Annotated in this window: 13 protein-coding genes and 1 pseudogene; 8 read left to right on the forward strand and 6 right to left on the reverse strand. The window is 39.3% G+C overall.

Translation table 11 applies throughout. From position 1 onward, the window contains the following. The first annotated feature begins 26 nt into the window (after nt 1–26). From HXT37_RS03580 to HXT37_RS03595, 4 genes and pseudogenes are all read left to right on the forward strand, one after another. On the forward strand, nt 27–269 hold the full coding sequence (locus HXT37_RS03580; protein WP_012914119.1) for a DUF3791 domain-containing protein: 243 nt from the start codon (nt 27–29) through the stop codon (nt 267–269). Further along, complete coding sequence (locus HXT37_RS03585; protein ID WP_102155217.1) at nt 266–760, forward strand: DUF3990 domain-containing protein; 495 nt, start codon at nt 266–268, stop codon at nt 758–760. Before HXT37_RS03580 ends, HXT37_RS03585 begins: the two co-directional genes overlap by 4 nt. A 6-nt stretch (nt 761–766) precedes the next feature. Continuing rightward, nucleotides 767–994, forward strand: coding sequence for a DUF3791 domain-containing protein (locus HXT37_RS03590; RefSeq protein WP_004111475.1), 228 nt, complete (start codon nt 767–769; stop codon nt 992–994). Nucleotides 995–1114: 120 nt separating this feature from the next. After that, nucleotides 1115–3317 (forward strand): annotated as a pseudogene (locus tag HXT37_RS03595) (InlB B-repeat-containing protein). 36 nt (nt 3318–3353) lie between these two features. Here the strand turns inward: HXT37_RS03595 and HXT37_RS03600 are convergent. Further along, nucleotides 3354–6017: a DNA gyrase/topoisomerase IV subunit A gene (locus HXT37_RS03600; RefSeq protein WP_004111478.1), complete on the reverse strand. Its 2664-nt coding sequence runs from the start codon at nt 6015–6017 to the stop codon at nt 3354–3356. Between the two features lie 161 nt (nt 6018–6178). Here HXT37_RS03600 and HXT37_RS03605 point away from each other — a divergent pair, with 161 nt between their 5' ends. Continuing rightward, complete coding sequence (locus tag HXT37_RS03605) at nt 6179–7438, forward strand: alkaline phosphatase family protein (protein ID WP_004111479.1); 1260 nt, start codon at nt 6179–6181, stop codon at nt 7436–7438. 133 nt (nt 7439–7571) lie between these two features. Here the strand turns inward: HXT37_RS03605 and sepH are convergent, their stop codons facing one another. Continuing rightward, complete coding sequence (sepH, locus tag HXT37_RS03610) at nt 7572–8780, reverse strand: septation protein SepH (RefSeq protein WP_004111481.1); 1209 nt, start codon at nt 8778–8780, stop codon at nt 7572–7574. A 158-nt stretch (nt 8781–8938) separates the two neighbouring features. Here sepH and HXT37_RS03615 point away from each other — a divergent pair, with 158 nt between their 5' ends. The 3 genes from HXT37_RS03615 (at nt 8939) to HXT37_RS03625 (ending at nt 12186) form a co-directional block, all read left to right on the forward strand. Next, the gene (locus HXT37_RS03615; protein ID WP_004111484.1) at nt 8939–9232 is read left to right on the forward strand and encodes a DUF4193 domain-containing protein; all 294 of its coding nucleotides are present in this window, start codon (nt 8939–8941) and stop codon (nt 9230–9232) included. After that, complete coding sequence (gene dut, locus HXT37_RS03620; RefSeq protein ID WP_004111486.1) at nt 9233–9712, forward strand: dUTP diphosphatase; 480 nt, start codon at nt 9233–9235, stop codon at nt 9710–9712. A 122-nt stretch (nt 9713–9834) separates the two neighbouring features. Further along, nucleotides 9835–12186 carry a RelA/SpoT family protein gene (locus HXT37_RS03625; protein WP_103014015.1) on the forward strand — a complete coding sequence of 784 codons (2352 nt, stop codon included), beginning with the start codon at nt 9835–9837 and terminating at the stop codon, nt 12184–12186. A gap of 89 nt (nt 12187–12275) precedes the next feature. On the opposite strand, the gene HXT37_RS03630 is transcribed toward HXT37_RS03625, so the two are convergent. From HXT37_RS03630 to HXT37_RS03645, 4 genes are all read right to left on the reverse strand, one after another. Beyond that, complete coding sequence (locus tag HXT37_RS03630) at nt 12276–12557, reverse strand: HU family DNA-binding protein (RefSeq protein WP_004119480.1); 282 nt, start codon at nt 12555–12557, stop codon at nt 12276–12278. Nucleotides 12558–12763: 206 nt separating this feature from the next. Then, nucleotides 12764–15199 carry a lysylphosphatidylglycerol synthase transmembrane domain-containing protein gene (locus HXT37_RS03635; RefSeq protein ID WP_421779267.1) on the reverse strand — a complete coding sequence of 812 codons (2436 nt, stop codon included), beginning with the start codon at nt 15197–15199 and terminating at the stop codon, nt 12764–12766. A gap of 15 nt (nt 15200–15214) precedes the next feature. Then, nucleotides 15215–16657, reverse strand: a complete 1443-nt coding sequence (gene purB / locus HXT37_RS03640) for an adenylosuccinate lyase (protein WP_004111491.1) — start codon at nt 16655–16657, stop codon at nt 15215–15217. Nucleotides 16658–16719: 62 nt separating this feature from the next. Further along, nucleotides 16720–18327 (reverse strand): hypothetical protein, encoded by a 1608-nt coding sequence (locus tag HXT37_RS03645; RefSeq protein ID WP_004111495.1) that lies wholly within the window; start codon nt 18325–18327, stop codon nt 16720–16722. Nucleotide 18328 lies beyond the last annotated feature (1 nt).

Here is an 18328-nt window from a genome sequence, read left to right on the forward strand (position 1 = left end):
ATAATGTTTTTACAAAAGGAGGGGTTATGAATGATATTAAGCAAGAAGTCTTTGACAAAGATAAGCTTGATTTTGCAATATTTTGTATTGAAAATGTTGCTAAGAAGCTTAATCAAAACCCTCGCGATACGTATGATGCTTTGACTAAGAAGAGTAATATTCTTATGTCTTATATTGTTCCATCTTATGACGTTTTGCACACTCAAGGCAAAGAGTATATTACAAACGATATTATTTCCTTCATGCGCGAAAAAGGTGTAAAAGTATGATTGTTTATCACGGTTCTTTTATGCCTGTTGAATTTCCAGATGTATTGCATTCGCGTAAAGATGTTGATTTTGGCGCAGGATTCTACGTTACATCAATATGTAGCCAGGCTGATAATTGGGCGAAGAAATTTATTCGCAAGGACAAAGATGCTTTTGTTTCTTCTTATAATTTTGACAATAATGTTCTTAATGAATTATCTGTTCTTAAGTTTGATTCATATTCTGAAGAATGGCTTAATTTCATACTTAATGCTCGTTCTGGAAATGATGCAAGCAGTTTTGATGTAGTAATTGGCGGTGTAGCAAACGATAAGGTTTATAACACACTTGAATTGTTTTTTGATGATTTAATTACTAAGTCTGAAGCTTTAGGCAGACTAAAATATGAAAAACCTAATAATCAAATATGTTTTAGAAGTCAAAAAGCTATTGATTTGTGTCTTACATACATAAAAAGCGAGTGTGTAAATAGTAAGTTTTTAGGGGAGTGATGGATTTTGAAGGCGAATCCTATTTTGTTGCAAAAGAAGTATGCTAGGGTTGTAAGTCTTCTGGCTGAGCGTGCTGGGTTGAGTTATGAGCAGGCGCTTGACGTGTTTTACCATTCTGTTACTTACGATTTGATGCGTAATGGTATTTCGGATATGCATTGTATGAGCGACGGATATTTGGTTCAAGATTTGCTTGATGAGATGCATAATTCTAAAATGTGTGTTAATGCATGACTTTTGTAATAAATTAAACGATTGTGTGATATACCATGCTTGCATTTGTATTTCGACTATAAAGCGTACAATGTGTATACGTTTTTACATTATCTCGTTATCTATTTTTTAAGAGGGTAAATGAATAAGAGAACTGGTCTTATGTTGACTGCCACTATGATGGGTATTGCTACGGCTGCTTGTGCTTTCTGCATGGCGCAAAGTGCGAATGCTGCCGAAACTTCAGCTTCTTCTGGTGTTAATACGACTGTAAATTCTTCTACAAATAATTCTTTTACCACAGCTTCTAATACAGAAACTTCCTCTACAGAAGGTTCTTCTTCCGTAACTTCTTATAACGCAGCTTCTAATACACCCAATGGGGGGGTCTGCTTTAGATAGCACTTCCGCAAAACCTTCTGGAAATACTGTACCTTCCAAGTCTAGCGAAACTGCAAAAACTGCCGAAACCACAAAATCTACTAAATCTTCTAAAGCTTCTGAATCTGTAACTGATGCTGAAAATTCTGAAAATGCTAGACTTACACAAACTCTTATAGATGTAAGCAATACTAATCTTCAAACAAATAATCGTGAAGATAGAAGCGTACACGCATCTGCAGAATCTAAAGCAGCATCAACTGATTCGGGTACTACAGATGATGCATCTTTAACTTGGACGAAGGACGACTTTAACATTTCTGACGATGGTAAAACTATTGGAGGTAGGAAAAATGTTTATTATCCGGAGACCGGTCAAACGGTAAATGAGTATGTGGACGGACTTAGTGCCAAAGGCAAGGAGAAACTTAAGAAAAATCATCATGTTGTGATTCCTGAGGGTATTGAGGTAATTCATGAATGTGCTTTTACCGGTCAGGCTGACAAAGTCGGGAATAAGCATAAACACGTTGACGGCAAGACTTATATTGAGGGTGTCACTCTTCCGCAATCTCTTAGAATAATAGAATATGGAGCTTTTGGTTGGAATAAAATTAAAGGAACCGTTGTTATTCCAAAAAATGTGGCTTCAGTAAGCGATGCAGCCTTTGTTGCTAATGAAATTGAAAAAGTTGTGTTTGAAGGCGTGCTTGATGATAAGGGAAAAGAGCACGATACAGATACTAATCCGTATTATCTTGCTGGAGTTGGTAGTGTTGCTTTCCAAGGTAATAAAATTTCTGAAATTGTCGTAAAAGGTAATTTAGGACAATATAAGTTTCGCTCAGGGGAAAATGATTCACCGTTTGACAATCAAAATCCTGGACCTTTCACTATTGAAGTGGGAGAGGAATACAAAAGTCCTATCAAAATTACGCAAGAAAGCGCTGGTCATACAATCAGTGTTATGGAGGGTTTTGAGGAGAATGGAAATCCTGTAACGATTGACCTCTCACCATATTTTAAGAAAAATGCTGATGGCAAATATGTAGCTGTAAAAACTGGCACACTTGAAGGTCAGTGCATTTTTTATGACTTTGTTCAGCGTGTGCCTAGGATGATTGGTAGATCGCATTTTACGTACAACATTGTTCCTAAAGCTACGATTTACACAGTTACTTTTGTAAATGGCGCTAATTCTCATTATGCTTCTGTGCAAGTTAAGGAAGGCAAAAGCATAAACGATAAGAGTGTTGATAGTCAGTCTATGCCTAAAGATCCTACGAAGATTGGGTACACTTTTGAAGGGTGGAATGAAGATCAAGACGGTACTGGTGCAGTGTTCCTTGCCAGCACTAGTGTAAACAAAAATTTGAAAGTTTACTCTATTTTTAAGAATTACTTACCAGTTATTACAGTTCAGAATAAGACTATTACTGAGGGTGATTCACTCGATTTGAATAGTCTTGTTGTGTCTGTTAGTGATATTGAGGATAATTCTATAGCAACTAAGGTTAAGCGTATTAGTGACGGTGGTTTTAATAACAATGTTCCAGGTGTTTACACTATCACGTTTAGCGTAACGGACAATGGCGGTGCTACTGCAACAACAGTTGCAACAGTAACTGTTAATAAGAAGCCAACGCCTCTAATTCCACCAGCTCCTGCGCCGGAGCCGGAGCTAACTCCAACTCCTGTTCCACTTCCTGAGTCGTCGGCCCCTGTCGCTCCAGGTCCGATTCTGACACCCTCTGAGTCTGAGACAGAACCTGAGTCAGCTCCAGCTCTTTCGCAACCCGAGCAACCGGAAGCTAAGCGCGTTGTTAAGCATCTTCCTAAAACTGGCTCTTCAGTAGCTATGGTAATAAATTATTTGTTTGCATCTGTGACTGCAGGAATTTTTGCACTTGTAGAAGCTAGAAAATCACTTCGCAGATATTCCAAGCATGCTCGCAAAAACTAGCTTTAAAAAGTGTAAAACTAGCAAGCAAAAACATTACTACCCAATGTGCGCAATTGGGGAAACGAGTTCAGTTCCAGAAGCATCCCTACGCATATCTGGCTTAGGTAACTCAACATTGCTTCCGCCTTCTGTAACGGCTTGCAATGGATAGTATCCAACGTACGCGTGTATCAACGTATCTTGACCTTTAAGGAATCTTTGCGAGCGCACGCCACCAGTTGCGCGACCTTTTGTTGGGTACATGTCAAATGGAGTAATCTTTGCAGAACCGTTTTCGGTTCCAGGAAGAGCTTCACTGTCTCCAGCAACGGTGAATACAACTGTTCCAGAAGCGGAGAATAAACCATTTTCACCTTCTTCGTAATGCCACTCTATTGATTTTTCTGGCACTACTGCGAAGGTTGCAACTTTAGCACCTTCTGCTAAACGAATGCCTGCCATTCCGCCTGCTGTGCGCCCTTGAGGTCTAACTTGTTTAGCGTCAAAGGTAAGTAATGAAGAATCACTACTAATGAACACGAGTCTGTCGTTGTCTTTTGCTGGAGCTGCGGCAATAACGGTGTCGTCGTCTTTTAAGTCAATTATGCTCCATGAATCCATGGTAGTTGGAGCTTCAAAATTCCATCTTTTAACTACACCGTTTCGTGTTCCAATTGCAAGTGGAGTAGCGTTTTGTGAGGCATCAAATGCTATTGCTGAAACTACGCGTTCTCCTCTTACTGGATCCGTGCTTTGCGTGGAAGTTAGCAGTTCTTGTGCTTTTACTCCGTGGTTGAGCAGCGCAGGTTTTCCTTCTTCATAGTTAAGTTGTGGCAAATCTGCAACATGAGCTAGAACTAGTCGACCAGATGAAGTAACAAGAGCACAAGTTGAACGCGTTGTTGTTGCAAACATTGTTTTACAAGGAGTGTTAAATACGTTGTTGTTGTGCGAATTCCAATGTTCTAACACTGCAATGCTTGTTCTGGCAATTAACCCTGAAGTGCTTAATGCTACTGCGCAAGGTTCGTCACTTAATTGCATTGCAACAGAAGATGCGTCAGCTTCTCCAGTTTTACGAGCTGCATTAGCTGCTGCAGCCAAATCTGCTTGAGTTGAAGTAATTTTATTTGCTGATTGCACAGCTTTAATCGCAATATCCTCACTGTTTTTATTTATGCTGGAGGCTACTGGAGTAAAACTACCATCTTCATTTTCGTCAAGCAAAATTGTTCTGCGTGGAGTATCCCATTGTTTAACTGCAGAATCCATATCTGCTATTACGACGTTGTCGAGTTTAGCTTCAGAACTTAATATTTGATTTAGCTCTTCAATTTTTTTGAGCAAATCGTCGCGTTCAGCTTCGAGCTCTATTCGGCTCATTTTAGTAAGTCTGCGAAGACGTAAGTCAAGAATATACTGTGCTTGAATTTCATCAAGATCGAATACTTTAATTAACTTAGTTTTTGCACTATCTGCATCTTCAGATGAACGAATGACCTGAATTACTTCATCAATATCAAGAAGTGCAAGAAGCAAGCCATCAACCAAATGTAAGCGTTCTTGAGCTTTTTTGCGCCTAAATTCGCTGCGTCTGCGTACCACGGTTCTGCGGTGAGAAATCCAAACGTCTAATAGCTCTCGCAAGCCCATTGTGTGAGGTCTACCGTCAACAAGTGCAACATTGTTAATAGTAAAGCTCTCTTGCAAAGGAGTGTGCTTAAAAAGTTGAGCAAGCACAGCGTTAGGATCAAAACCTGTCTTAATCTCAATAACAATACGAGTTCCGTTATGTCGATCTGTTAAATCAATAGCACCTGAAATACCGTCTAATTTTCTTGATTTAACTCCTTGAGAAATTCTTTCCAAAACGCGCTCTGGGCCAACCATAAACGGAAGTTCTGTAACAATAATAGCTTTTTTGCGAGCAGTAATATTTTCGATATGTGTTGTAGATCTTGTAGTGAATGCTCCGCGACCTGTTGCGTAAGCTTCGCGAATGCCACTTCGACCAATGATAATTCCTCCGCTAGGCCAGTCAGGTCCTGGAACTAGTTTCATAAGATCATCTAGGGTTGCATCAGGATGTTTCATAACATATTTTGCTGCAGCAACTACTTCGCCTAGATTATGCGTTGCCATATTTGTTGCCATGCCTACAGCAATTCCAGAAGCGCCATTTACTAAAAGATTTGGAATAGCTGCAGGAAGCACAGTAGGTTCTTTTAGTTTATTGTCGTAATTTGGTACAAAATCAACTGTGTCTTCGTTGATATCCGCGTTCATACCTAGTGATGCAGGAGCTAAACGCGCTTCGGTGTATCGAGAAGCTGCTGGACCGTCGTCAAGAGAGCCAAAATTACCGTGTCCGTCAACAAGTGGCAAGCGTAGGGAAAATGGTTGAGCTAGACGAACCATTGCCTCATAGATTGCAGAATCACCGTGAGGATGAAGTTTACCCATTACTTCACCAACAACACGCGCTGATTTCATATAAGCATGATCAGGACTCAAATTCATATTGCCCATTTGATACACAATGCGTCGCTGCACTGGTTTCATTCCGTCTCGTGCGTCCGGTAAAGCTCGAGCATAAATAACTGAATAAGCATATTCCAAGAAGGATTTGCTCATTTCTTCGTTTAATGGTGTTTCAACAATATGCTCTTTAACTTTTCTTGGGTCGAAAGCTTGCTGTGTTGAGTGATGGCGTGAGGGCATATTTAGAACTCCTTGAATGACATTACGGCTATCAATCTTACCAATTTATATGCACAAACAGCATGTTTTTGCTGAATTTTTCAGCAATTTGACTAGTTATTTATATAAATATTTGTTATTCGCGTTTTGTTCAATGCAATATAAGTGGTTCAATAGTAAGTATGAGTGCTGAAATACCGTCTGAAAATGATCTTTTGCAATTTGTTGGTAATGTTAAGTACGGTGATTTTTCTAATTCCGCAGTTAATGAAAATTTTTCTTACGATTTTAATGAAAAAAATCTTGGTGGAGCGTTACATATATCTTCGGTTCTTCCAGCTTTAAGTGATGCAATAGATGCTCCTGTTAAAACAGCTATTCATAACGATCCACACGCTTTGCGAGAAAGTCTTGGTTTCCCTAAATCTAATTCTGCAATTGTAGTGTTAATAGATGGTTTAGGATACTGGAATATTCTTATGCGCAAAGGTCACGCTCCTTATTTACGATCCTTGCTTAACGAATCAATAAATCAACGACCAATTAGCACGTGCGTTCCAAGCACAACTGTTGCTGCAATGGCTACTTTTGGAACAGGCACATGTCCTGGTCTTACTTGCATGACCGGTTACACGCAAAAGAATTCTCAAACTGGTAAACTTGCGCAGCTTATTCAATTTAATGATGCGCCTGATCCGCTAGTTTTGCAGCAAGAGCCGACTATATTTGAAAGTTTAGTTTCTAATGGAGTCCGTGCAGATAGCGTGGGATTACCAAAGTTTGAAAATACTCCTCTTACCAAAGCTGCTTTTCGTGGAGCAAATTATATTACTGCTGGAACTCCTAGAGCTCGCATTCTTAAGGCTGCTAATAACAGTAAAACTCCAGGTTTAACTTATATGTATTTACGTGACGCTGATAAAACCGGTCATAATTATGGTTGGGATTCTCAGCAGTGGGTTTCTGTTTTTGAGCAAATTGACGAGCAGTTGCGTCTTTTGCGAGCAAATTGTGCTCCTGGAACATTAATTGTTATTACTGCAGATCATGGGATGATTAAATCCGATCCCAATAAGCGAATTGATATTGCTAAACATGATGAGCTGATAAAAGGCGTATCGATGGTTGGCGGTGAACCTCGTTCTGTAATGTTGTATGCTAACAGTGACGCAAATCCTGAAGATATTATTTACCGTTGGCGTGAATATTTTGGAACTAATGCAATTGTACGCAGTAAAAAACAAGCCATTGACGATGGTATTTTTGGTTTAGTAAACAACAGGGCAGAGGATGTTATTGGCGATGTTATTGTGCAAGCTTGTGGAGCTTACACAATTGTTGATTCTCGCATTCAATCTGATAAAGCTATGAGTTTACCTAGCGTTCATGGATCGATGACTCATATGGAAATGGATATTCCGTGCCTCATAGATTTAGTGTAAGCGATTTTTGCTTCTATTATTGAAAATATTTTATAAATCGTAACTTAGCAAATAAAATGTGTGACACTCAAATTTTACTAAGAGTGTCACACATATTGTTAATAAGCGAAAAATTTATTTTTAAACTTCTTATTTAGCTTTCGCCAAATAATATTTCATCCCAGCTTGGTACTGCTGCTCTTCCAGCTTTACGTTTATTGTGCTCAGAAGATGATTTTTCTTGGCCATTAGTATTAATTTCTTGATTATTTTTAGCAGAATTTTGATTACTTTCAGCAGCATTTTTTTGCAAATTCGTACTAACAATATCTGCTTTTTCAGCATTTTGAACTTTCGCAGCCAATGATTTTTGTGCTTCATTAGACGCATTGACGATTTTGCTATTCGTTTCGTTTCTATTAATAAATTCAGCATCTGGTTGTATTAGCGAAGTCTGCTGAGGATTATCTTCTTTAATAAATTGCGTATTTGTTTCAGTAGAACGCTTAGAATAGCCTTTTTCTAATACTTGCTGTATGTCAGAATTATTGTCCTGATTTTCGAAGGAAGATTGGGCTTGTGCATCTGCAAGTTTGTCACTGTTTCTAAGTTCCCATTGAGAAACAGCTCGTTCGATTCTGGCAGAACGAATAGAATTTCCTGGAAGCTCTTCAGTGTTGAATGGGAAATTAATGCTTACAGTGTCTCTATAAGCTCCACCATATGGAGATTGTTTAGAAGTATCCGCTGCATTAACATCTTCACCAAGCAATAATCTAGACGAAGGGTTCGCGCATGTAACAGAGTTGTCATGCATGTTCCATGTCCACTCAGCTTTAATAGTGCGAGTAGCAGTTTTGAAAGTAGCAGTAATTCGCCATGGCTCTAATCCTCTGCGCGTTGCTTTCCATTGCACTGTTTCCATGCCAATATGTGCTTTAGCTAATGTTCTTTCAATTAAATCTGCAATAGTGCGCATATTGCTTTGTTTAGGAGCAGGTACTAGAAGGAACTGCTCAATTGCATACTGCTTTTCGGTTTCAACGCCTGCAGAAAAACGCCTAACTTGTGCTTCACTAACGTTGTATCTTTGCGCCACATGTGAAGGTGCAACTCCTGCGCGAATCAATGCCTGAATTTGCGAAATAGGCAATGTTGCATTAGATTGTATAGAATTTGTGCCAGCATCTGCTGAGTTATGTTCATCGCTGTTTTTACTCGTAATTTTATGTGAACCAGCGATGGCGCGTTCCAGCGTGTCGTCCACTTGAATACGTAACGGCGTGTTTTCACAAATGAAAATCAAATTACCGTCTGCGTCAATATGGTCGAAACTCGCCTCTTTTGGCGGATTTTCAAGCATTATGCACCACTTTCTTCGCTTTTAACAATACTATTTATATACTTTAGTCCATACACTGCATTCTTTACCATTTTATTTAAAATAAAAAATGTGTAATATACGGGGTAGCATTCGTGTATGCTATGCGCGTAAGTAGCTTTAAAAACGAAAGGACCATAATGGCACAGGATTATGATTCTCCTCGTAGCAAAGATGAGGACGAAGAGTCGTTGGAAGCTTTGAGTAAAGGTTCTCAAAATTCAAACAGCGATATTGACGATGATGAAAATGCTATTGCTGAAGACTACGAGTTGCCAGGTGCTGATTTAAGTAACGAAGATGCATCCGTAACTGTTATCCCTATGCAAGGCGATGAATTTATTTGTTCTGAATGCTTCTTAGTTAAGCATCGCAGCCAGTTAGCTGAAACTAATGCTGATGGTCAGCCTGTTTGCAAGGAGTGCGCAGCTTAAATGGCATATGACGAGACCTATACTGGCCCCGAACAGGTTGAGGTATTAATTAAGTATCTCGATGATGAAACATCTACATTACAGCCGCTTTGCTACGCGCATGCAGGTGATGCAGGTGCCGATTTAAGAACTACCCAAGATTTTACTTTGCGTCCTTTCCAGAGAGCGCTTGTTCCTACTGGAGTTGCTATAGCTTTACCTGCAGGTTATGTTGCTTTAGTGCATCCTCGTTCTGGTTTAGCAGCAAAACAGGGTGTGACTGTGCTAAATGCACCTGGAACAGTTGATGCCGGGTATCGTGGTGAAATTAAGGTTCCTCTTATTAATTTAGATCCTGAGAACACAGTGCAATTCCATAAAGGTGATCGTATCGCTCAAATGGTTATACAACGTTATGTAGAAGCACGATTTATTCCCGCATCTAAATTACCTGAATCTGATCGCTCTGATAAAGGTTTTGGCTCCACTGGCGTACAATAATCTTTTTATAAATATCCGACCGGTTTTTAAAACTGAGTCGGATTTATTGTATGTATTTTTTGTTTTGGTAGTGTATTGAGCGAATTGCAGGTAGGATAGTAAAAAGTACCAGGAGGTGCCAAATGGGTGAACTTCAAGAGGATATAAAAGGATCCAATAGGCTCGGATGTGAAATCAGCGAAGATTCTCAAAATCCATTATTGCCAATATTGAGCATGTGCAAATGGCATCATCCTAATGAGGATATGAGCATTCTTCATAGAGCTTATGATCGTGCTGTAAAGCAGCATACAGGTCAAAGACGCAAATCTGGTGAGCCATACATTATTCATCCTCTTGCTGTAGCTCAAATTCTTGCAGATCTTGGAATGGGACCAATTGTTGTTGCTTCAGGATTATTACACGACACTGTAGAAGATACAGATTACACGCTAGAAGAATGTCGAGCTGAATTTGGCGATACTGTAGCAGGTCTTGTAGATGGTGTTACAAAAATATCCAACATGGAATATGGCGAAAGTGCTCAAGCAGAAACTATTCGTAAGATGGTTGTTGCAATGAGCCGCGATGTGCGAGTGCTTGTAGTAAAGCTTGCGGATCGTTTGCATAATGCTCGTACTTGGAGGTATGTTAAGCCATCAAGTTCACATAAAAAAGCAAGAGAAACTCTTGACGTATATGCGCCTCTTGCTAACCGTTTAGGCATGAATGCAATTAAAACTGAACTTGAAGAGCTGAGTTTTAAAGTATTGTATCCAAAAATTTATAATGAAATTGTTGTTTTAGTTGCTCGTAGAGCAGGTCAGCGTGAAGTTTATTTACGACAAATTCTCGAAGAAATTAATGCAGATCTTGCAGAACAACATGTTAAAGCATCGGTAAAAGGTCGACCAAAAGATTATTTCTCTATTTACCAAAAGATGATCGTTCGAGGTCATGATTTTGCTAATATTTACGATTTAGTTGGTGTGAGAATAATAGTCGATTCTATTCGTGACTGTTATGCAGCATTAGGTGCAGTGCATGCTCGATGGAGCCCTGTTCCAGGACGTTTTAAGGATTACATTGCAACTCCAAAGTTGAATATGTATCAAAGCTTGCATACTACAGTTGTAGGCCCTGGTGGAAAGCCAGTAGAGATTCAAATACGCACATGGGATATGCATAGGCGTGCTGAATTCGGCATCGCAGCTCATTGGAAGTACAAAGCTAATGGTCAGGCTGGTCGCGCTTTAAGTAAGCCTGATAATGATGATTTAAAACGCGAAAATAATATTGATGACAAAAAAGAGCTTAGCGAAGCAGATAATCTTAAGTGGATTCAACAGCTTGCTGATTGGACTAGTGAGACTCCAGATTCAGATGAATTCTTAGGTTCATTAAAACAAGATCTTGGTGCTTCTGAAGTTTATGTTTTTACTCCAAAGGGGAGTATTGTTGCGCTTCCGCAGGATGCAACTCCTGTTGATTTTGCATATTCTGTGCATACTGAAGTTGGTCACCGCATGATGGGTGCGCGTGTAAATGGACGCTTGGTTCCTCTTGATACGAAACTTTCAAACGGTGACACTGTAGAGGTGCTTACTTCAAAGTCGGATACAGCTGGACCATCTCGCGATTGGCTGAGTTTTGTAAAATCTCCTCGTGCTCGAAATAAAATACGTCAATGGTTTAGCAAGGAACGCCGCTCTGAGGCGATTGAAGAGGGCAAGGATGAGCTAACTCGCGCTATGCGTAAACGTAACTTGCCTTTAACTACTTTGATGACGCAGCAGGCATTAATTGGCGTTGCTGATGAATTGAATTTGCCTACTAATGTTGAGTCTTTATATGCGGCTATTGGCGAAGGTCAAGTTTCTACACAGAATGTTATTTCGCGTTTAGTAAAAGATGCGGGCGCTGATGAAGTTGCAGAAGAAGTAGAACAAGAAGCATTGCCTTTACGCCATGTTGAGCGCAGCCATAAGTCTAACGGTGCTTTGGGAGTATCAGTTAAGGGTGTTGGAGACGTTTGGGTCAAGCTTGCAAAATGTTGCATGCCAGTTCCAGGAGATATGATTATTGGTTTTATAACACGAAACCAAGGTGTGTCTGTGCATAGGACTGACTGCCAGAACATGCTCGATTTGCAAAAAACTCAATCAGAGCGCGTTATTCCTGTTCAATGGACTAGCGATAAAGGCTTGTTCTTGGTTAAGGTCCAAGTTGAAGCATTGGATCGACAACATCTTCTTTCGGATGTTACTCGCGTTCTTTCAGATCATGGAGTAAATATTCTTTCCGGAACTATTGCTACAGGCGATGACCGTGTTGCAACAAGTCAATTTACCTTTGAAATGGCAGATCCTCAGCACTTAGCAACTCTACTTGCTGCTATCCGTAAAATTGAAGGCGTTTTTGACGTTTACCGCATTACGGGAGCAAAAGATAGCGCAGAGCCGCGTTTGCGAAAAATGGAACGAGGAAATCTATAAAAGATGGGCACCCCAGCTTTGGAGTGCCCATCTTTGTTTTTGCGCAAATAGTATTTGTTTAATGTAATAAATACGAAAAACGCTTAATTTCAGGCAGTAACAGCCTTCTTCAACAAGGAGCCAGCGGAAATACGTACACCGTAAGAAGCTGGAATCTTGATGGTTTCACCGGTACGCGGGTTGCGGCCAGTGCGCTCAGCACGCTTTACGCGTTCTGCGGAGAACAGACCAGTAAGCTTCAAACCTTCACCGGACTGTAAAGCCTCAACGAACACATCCTGGAATGCGTTGACGGCGGCTTCGGCCTGTGCCTTGGTCAGGTTGGACTTCTGTGCGATCTTAGAAACGAGATCAGACTTGTTGTATGCCATGCAGCATCCTTTGTGTCAGGGGACCTTCTCTTCAAAGGTCACGTTCATACTAGATATTAGTACATTTTCCCTACAAATGTAGCCATTTTTGCATTTTTTCTTAATATTTTTTATTTATTTTTTGCTGTTTTTTATTTAAAACGCACTTGCATAGAAACAGATACGATATTTGCTAATAAAAATACACAAATGTTTGTAAATCTCACTTATATAAGCTCATTATTGCTGAGCCACTTCATTGCAAACGCGCCTAACGGAATTCTCAACCAGTAGAACATAAGCCTATACAGAAGAGTGGCAGACAAAGCAACTGTTGGAGGAACACCTACAGATGTAAATGCGAAAGTAAGAGAAGCTTCAACAGCACCCAAGCCGCCTGGCGTAGGCACTGCCGATCCAGCAGCGTTAGCAAGTAAGAATAGTAAGATTGTTTCCCAAGGATTTGCGTAATATCCAAATGCAAGCAAAGAAATCCAATAACCCAATCCAATGCATGAAACAAGCACAATAGCACCAAAAGAGCCTGCAATAAGTTGCATAGGATGTGAAATAAGTTCCTTAATTTGATGGCCGTAATCAGATAATATTGGCAAATAATGCTTTCGAATTGCTTTACGAGCGGACGGAATAACCATTAAAACACAAACTATAAGTGTGATTATTCCAATGAAAGTAATGAGCATATGAGTAGGAATCATTCCAGAAAGCACATTTTTACCAGTGAAAACGCCTATAGAAAGTAATACTAAAGTTGTCATTAATGCTTGAATAAGCCATACTGCACTAGTAATTGCTGTAGCTTGAGCTGAAGTGTACCCGCTTTTCTTTAATAATTGCATATTTACAAATGCAGGACCAACACCAGCAGGCATAGAAACTGCTGTGAAACCAGTAGCTGCTTGAGATGCAAACAAAACATGTGCAGAAGGTTTTTGATCATCCATGAATGAGCCGAGAGTAATTGCAGATCCAATCCAAGCAAACATGCTGCAAGCAAAGCACATAAATACCATTACATTATCTGCGTGACGCAAGGCAGCAAATACTTCCTGAGGATGCCACTGTGTAGCAATAACAGCGACAGCAACAATCGAAAGAACCAAGCTAACAAAGAAACGTATATTGAAGCGCGCTAAACGCACAGTATCATAATCTTCTTCATCTGTGTGTAAAGCAACTATTTGACTTAACTTATTGCAAAGATTTTGGAAAACTTTTTTATTCCAAGATGGCAAAGATCTCGTGGAAGCAGGAATAGCAGCTTTCTGCATAAAAGGCAATAGTGCAGATAACTTTTCTGCACCCCATGTGTTAATAGCAGCTTTAAGAGCAGTGTCAATATCTGTGCAAGATGCAATAAGCGTTAAAAGCTGAACTTTATCAAGTGCAATATTTGTATCATCGCTGGCAACGTCGCCGTTTTGCCAACCTGCAATAACTGGTGTTCCGTCTTCAAGCCTAGCAATAGTTTCAGGAGTGATGCGTCTATGCGTAATACCGCGAGTGTTAGCAGCATCTACATAACGCATTAATTTTGCTGCATCATCAATAGTTAAAGTGTTCAAATTGCAAGGCAGTAGAGCGTTAGAAGCGTGAAAAACCATTATTGAAGATTTATCACTGTCGCTTACTCCATAAACATTCGCTGTTGGCAAATGCATATTTCGTAAAACAAGAAGCATAGAAAGGTGGTGATGAACAGAATGTCTAGCAGAACGATCTCTACGAGTTGGTATATCTACTAAACGCACCCACTGCCATAATTGATTTAAATAACCTGGTAAATGAACTTGATTATCTAATACTGAAATTACATAACGTATGCCGTGGATGTCTGTTGCATCATACAATCTTGAATTTTCAATTAAATCGTCATCAAGACTTGAACGAAGAACTCCAGTATGATCAGCTTGCTGAGTTCTACGAGTTAATTGAGTAAGATTATCTATGCCAATATTTTTTAAAGCAAGAACAATATCGTCACCCCAAGCACCCTTACTGCGTGTGCCTTTTGCGAAACGAATAAGCGTACCAATTGCTCTTCCTAAGCAACATGATACAAGAATAGCAGAGTAGGAATCCCAAGATGAAAATAGAAGTATTGCTGTAACAATGAATAAAGCATTCCAGCCCCACATTACATGCTTATATTCGCGTCTAGGACCACTAACTGTAAGAAAAGCAACCAGAACAGCATACATGTCTGGAAGCAAATCAGCCCAAGTGTTATTAGACCGCATTTGTAAAGATTCAATCAAAGCTATATTGTGTGTAGAAAATATCGCAATAGATAACAGCCATACTGAACCATAACTTATAAACAGCGTAATAACAGAAATAGCGGTATCAATCCAACGCCTGTCAGAAACCGTGTGTGCAATAACTTCTGCAACAACAATAAGAGTAAGACCTTGCTGTATCAGAACAAATGAAAGATTATTAAAAGATAATCCTATAATTTGAGTAGCACTTCGTGCATCAATCTTCATAGCATCAGCCGTTGCTGATAAACACATTGACGACAACAAAGTAAAAACGCCAATTACAACTGATGATATTGCATACAACAAATCAGCCCAACTACGTACTAAGCTAGGCTGAGTATCTTCAATAACAAGATTTGGATTTATGCTAGATTGCATGGCTTTACCGTCTACTTAATCAATAAAGTCCACCAATTGTGAAGCAAATCCAGTGTAAGATTCTGGTGTCATTGCTTGCAAACGAGCTGCAGTATTGGCATCAAAGTTACGAGATTTAATGAATTCTTCTACGTCACTTTGTGAAATATGGTGACCACGCATTAATTCTTTTACTTGCTCATATGGTCGTTCCATACCAGGTACGCCAGCAATTTCTTCAGCACGCATTGCTGTTTGAATTGGCTCTCCAAGAACTTCCCAATTTTCGTCTAATTCTTTTGCCATAAATTCTTTATTAGGATGAATAGACTTCAAACCGCCTAAAAGATTATTCAAAGCAAGAAGAGCATAACCGAAAGCTGAGCCAACATTCCTTTGAGTAGTAGAATCTGTAAGATCACGCTGCCAGCGGCTTTCAGTAAGAGTTGCACATAATGTGTCAAACAGTGAGCAAGAAATCTCAAGATTAGCTTCAGCGTTCTCAAAACGAATAGGATTAACCTTATGAGGCATAGTAGAAGATCCTGTAGCTCCCTTCACAGGAACTTGCACAAAAATACCTCTAGAAATATACATCCATACGTCAACTGCAAGATTATGCAGAATATGGTTTATGTGACTTACAGTGCTATAAAGTTCAGCCTGCCAATCGTGGCTTTCAATTTGAGTCGTTAATGGATTCCATTGAAGACCCATTCTATTTTCAACAAACTCTTGAGATACGCTAATCCAATCAACTTCTGGGAAAGCAGCTAAATGAGCTCCAAAAGTTCCTGTAGCACCATTCAACTTTCCTAAATACTCTTGAGTATCAAGATGACGAAGTTGACGACGCAAACGATATGCAAACACTGCCAATTCCTTACCTAAAGTAGTTGGAGTAGCAGGCTGGCCATGAGTTAACGAAAGCATAGATAAATCTCTATATTCGTTAGCATTCTTAACTAAATAATCAACTATCGCTTCTAAATTCGGACGATAAACGTTTAAAACAGCTTGCTTTACGCAACGCGCAATAGAAAGATTATTAATATCTTCACTTGTGCATGAAAAATGTACTAAAGTTTTTAAATTTGAAAGCTCAGTAGCACGACCAAGCTTATTTTCTGCTTCGTCTAACGCATCGTCAATGTAGTATTCAACAGCTTTAACATCGTGATGAGTAATAGCCTCATGCGCAGCATGACGAGCAATTCCTTCAGCATCAAAATTTTCAGGAATAGAACGCAAATATGAGCATTCTTCATCAGTTAAAGGATTAACACCCTTAACAATTGGCTGGAATTGATTAGCTTCATAACCATTTGCGAGAAGAATCATCCACTCAACTTCTACACGCATGCGCTCGCGATTTAACGCAGGTTCGCTTAAATATTCAACGAGTGCGGATGTTTGATTATGATAACGCCCATCGAGAGGAGTCAGAGCTATTGCAGGAGAAATATCGGTAAGCTTCATAGTTTTAAGGTTACATCATGCTGCGAATTAGCTTAATTTTACTCAATAAGAATTTAATTATTTTATTTTTTCATTACTCCTTGCCACAATGTAGTACTTTGCAATTTGCCATTAATAGTATTCTGAAAATGTCGATCTTGCTCGCGCACACTTTTAGATCCGAGTTGAAGAGCATCTTCATAAGCTGCAGTATGGTAATGCAAATCATGAGTTAAAGTTCCTTCTTCTGGAACGTCATTAACGAATATTCCGTCATTATCGAATTTTTTAGTCGAATATTGTTTGCCAGAAAAACGCGTGACTCCAGGAGGTAAAGAACACTTAGATTCTTTAACATGAATTGCATGACCGTGAATAGTCACCCAATTATTTCTACGAGGATTCTCTTTGCCATCTAAAGAAGGCACAATCTCATCGTCCATCTCAATACTAGTAACCCAAGTTTTCTTAGGAATTGGATGATTTGCAATAGGAGATCCAGCAGTAACAACATGCTGTATGTTGTATTGCTTAGCGTAATCGCTTGCAATGCTTGCTGCAACAATACCTCCTTGAGAATGTCCTACTAAAGCAACAGGCTCGTTAGATTTAATTCCAGAACGTTTCATAGCTTCTACAACCATTCGAGTGCTATCAGCTTGTTTTCTAACTAAAGAACTATGACTCATTACTTCTGCGTTTTGTGCCCAACCAAAAGGAGAGTGTGCTTTACCGTCAGTTCCTGGAATTATTACTAACCATGACGAACTGCCATCGCTGCGCCTAAAACGTTGAATTGCAATAGTAGCAGCATCTGGATTAACAAGTGGTGGTCTAACGCCCAAATTTTCGCTTCCAAGTTCCGTTAAATTTTCTAAAGTTTCAAGCAGATTACGTCCAGGTCTAGCAAGAACAGATTCAGGTTTTCTCCACATCTCATTTACTTTAGTGAGAAGTAAATTATTACCTTGCTTTCGATCATTAATAGGCGCGCTTACGAAGCTAAGAGCACTAGAAATAAATGGAATAGCTTGTGATAAATATTTTTGAGCATTGGATAAAAAGTTTAGTGAGGTTTCACGCTCTTTTTTATTTATGGGGCCTTTCGCATTTCCGGCAATAAATATTGGCAAACTTGTAATAGGATTTAAAATAAGGTGCTGCGATAGACCTCGAATAATTCCTTGTTGTATATTCTTAGTTGCGTAGGACCATCTAGCAAGATTTTGGAAACCTGAATGATTTTTATTATCTTGATTAACGGCGAGACCTGCGGAGAATAAAACATGTAAAGCAAAAATAGGGTTTGCAAGAGCCAAGAAAGAAATTTTATTGTCTAACTCGTCTTTTGCACGAAATTCTGCATCTTCATACAAATTATTTGCTCTTGCAATAAGAAAAGCAAGATTTTCTAAATTTTGAGACATTAAATAACATTTATGAGCATATTCATGACATATGCTTTCAGTTAAAAATGATTGCGAAGAATCATGAATATATGCTCCTGATTCTTTTTGTATACCATAATTTTGACCGGCAATAACCATCGCTGCATTAAGCCATAAATTTTTTAGCGTAAGTAATTCTTTAGCAATATTATTGAGTTTTCTGGAAAAACTAATATACGCTTCTCTATCAGCAACGCTAAGCGTCATTCCACCTACAACAGAGGACTTAACTTTCCAAGACATA

This window comes from Gardnerella sp. DNF01151, assembly GCF_049244235.1.
Lineage (GTDB): Bacteria > Actinomycetota > Actinomycetes > Actinomycetales > Bifidobacteriaceae > Bifidobacterium > Bifidobacterium swidsinskii.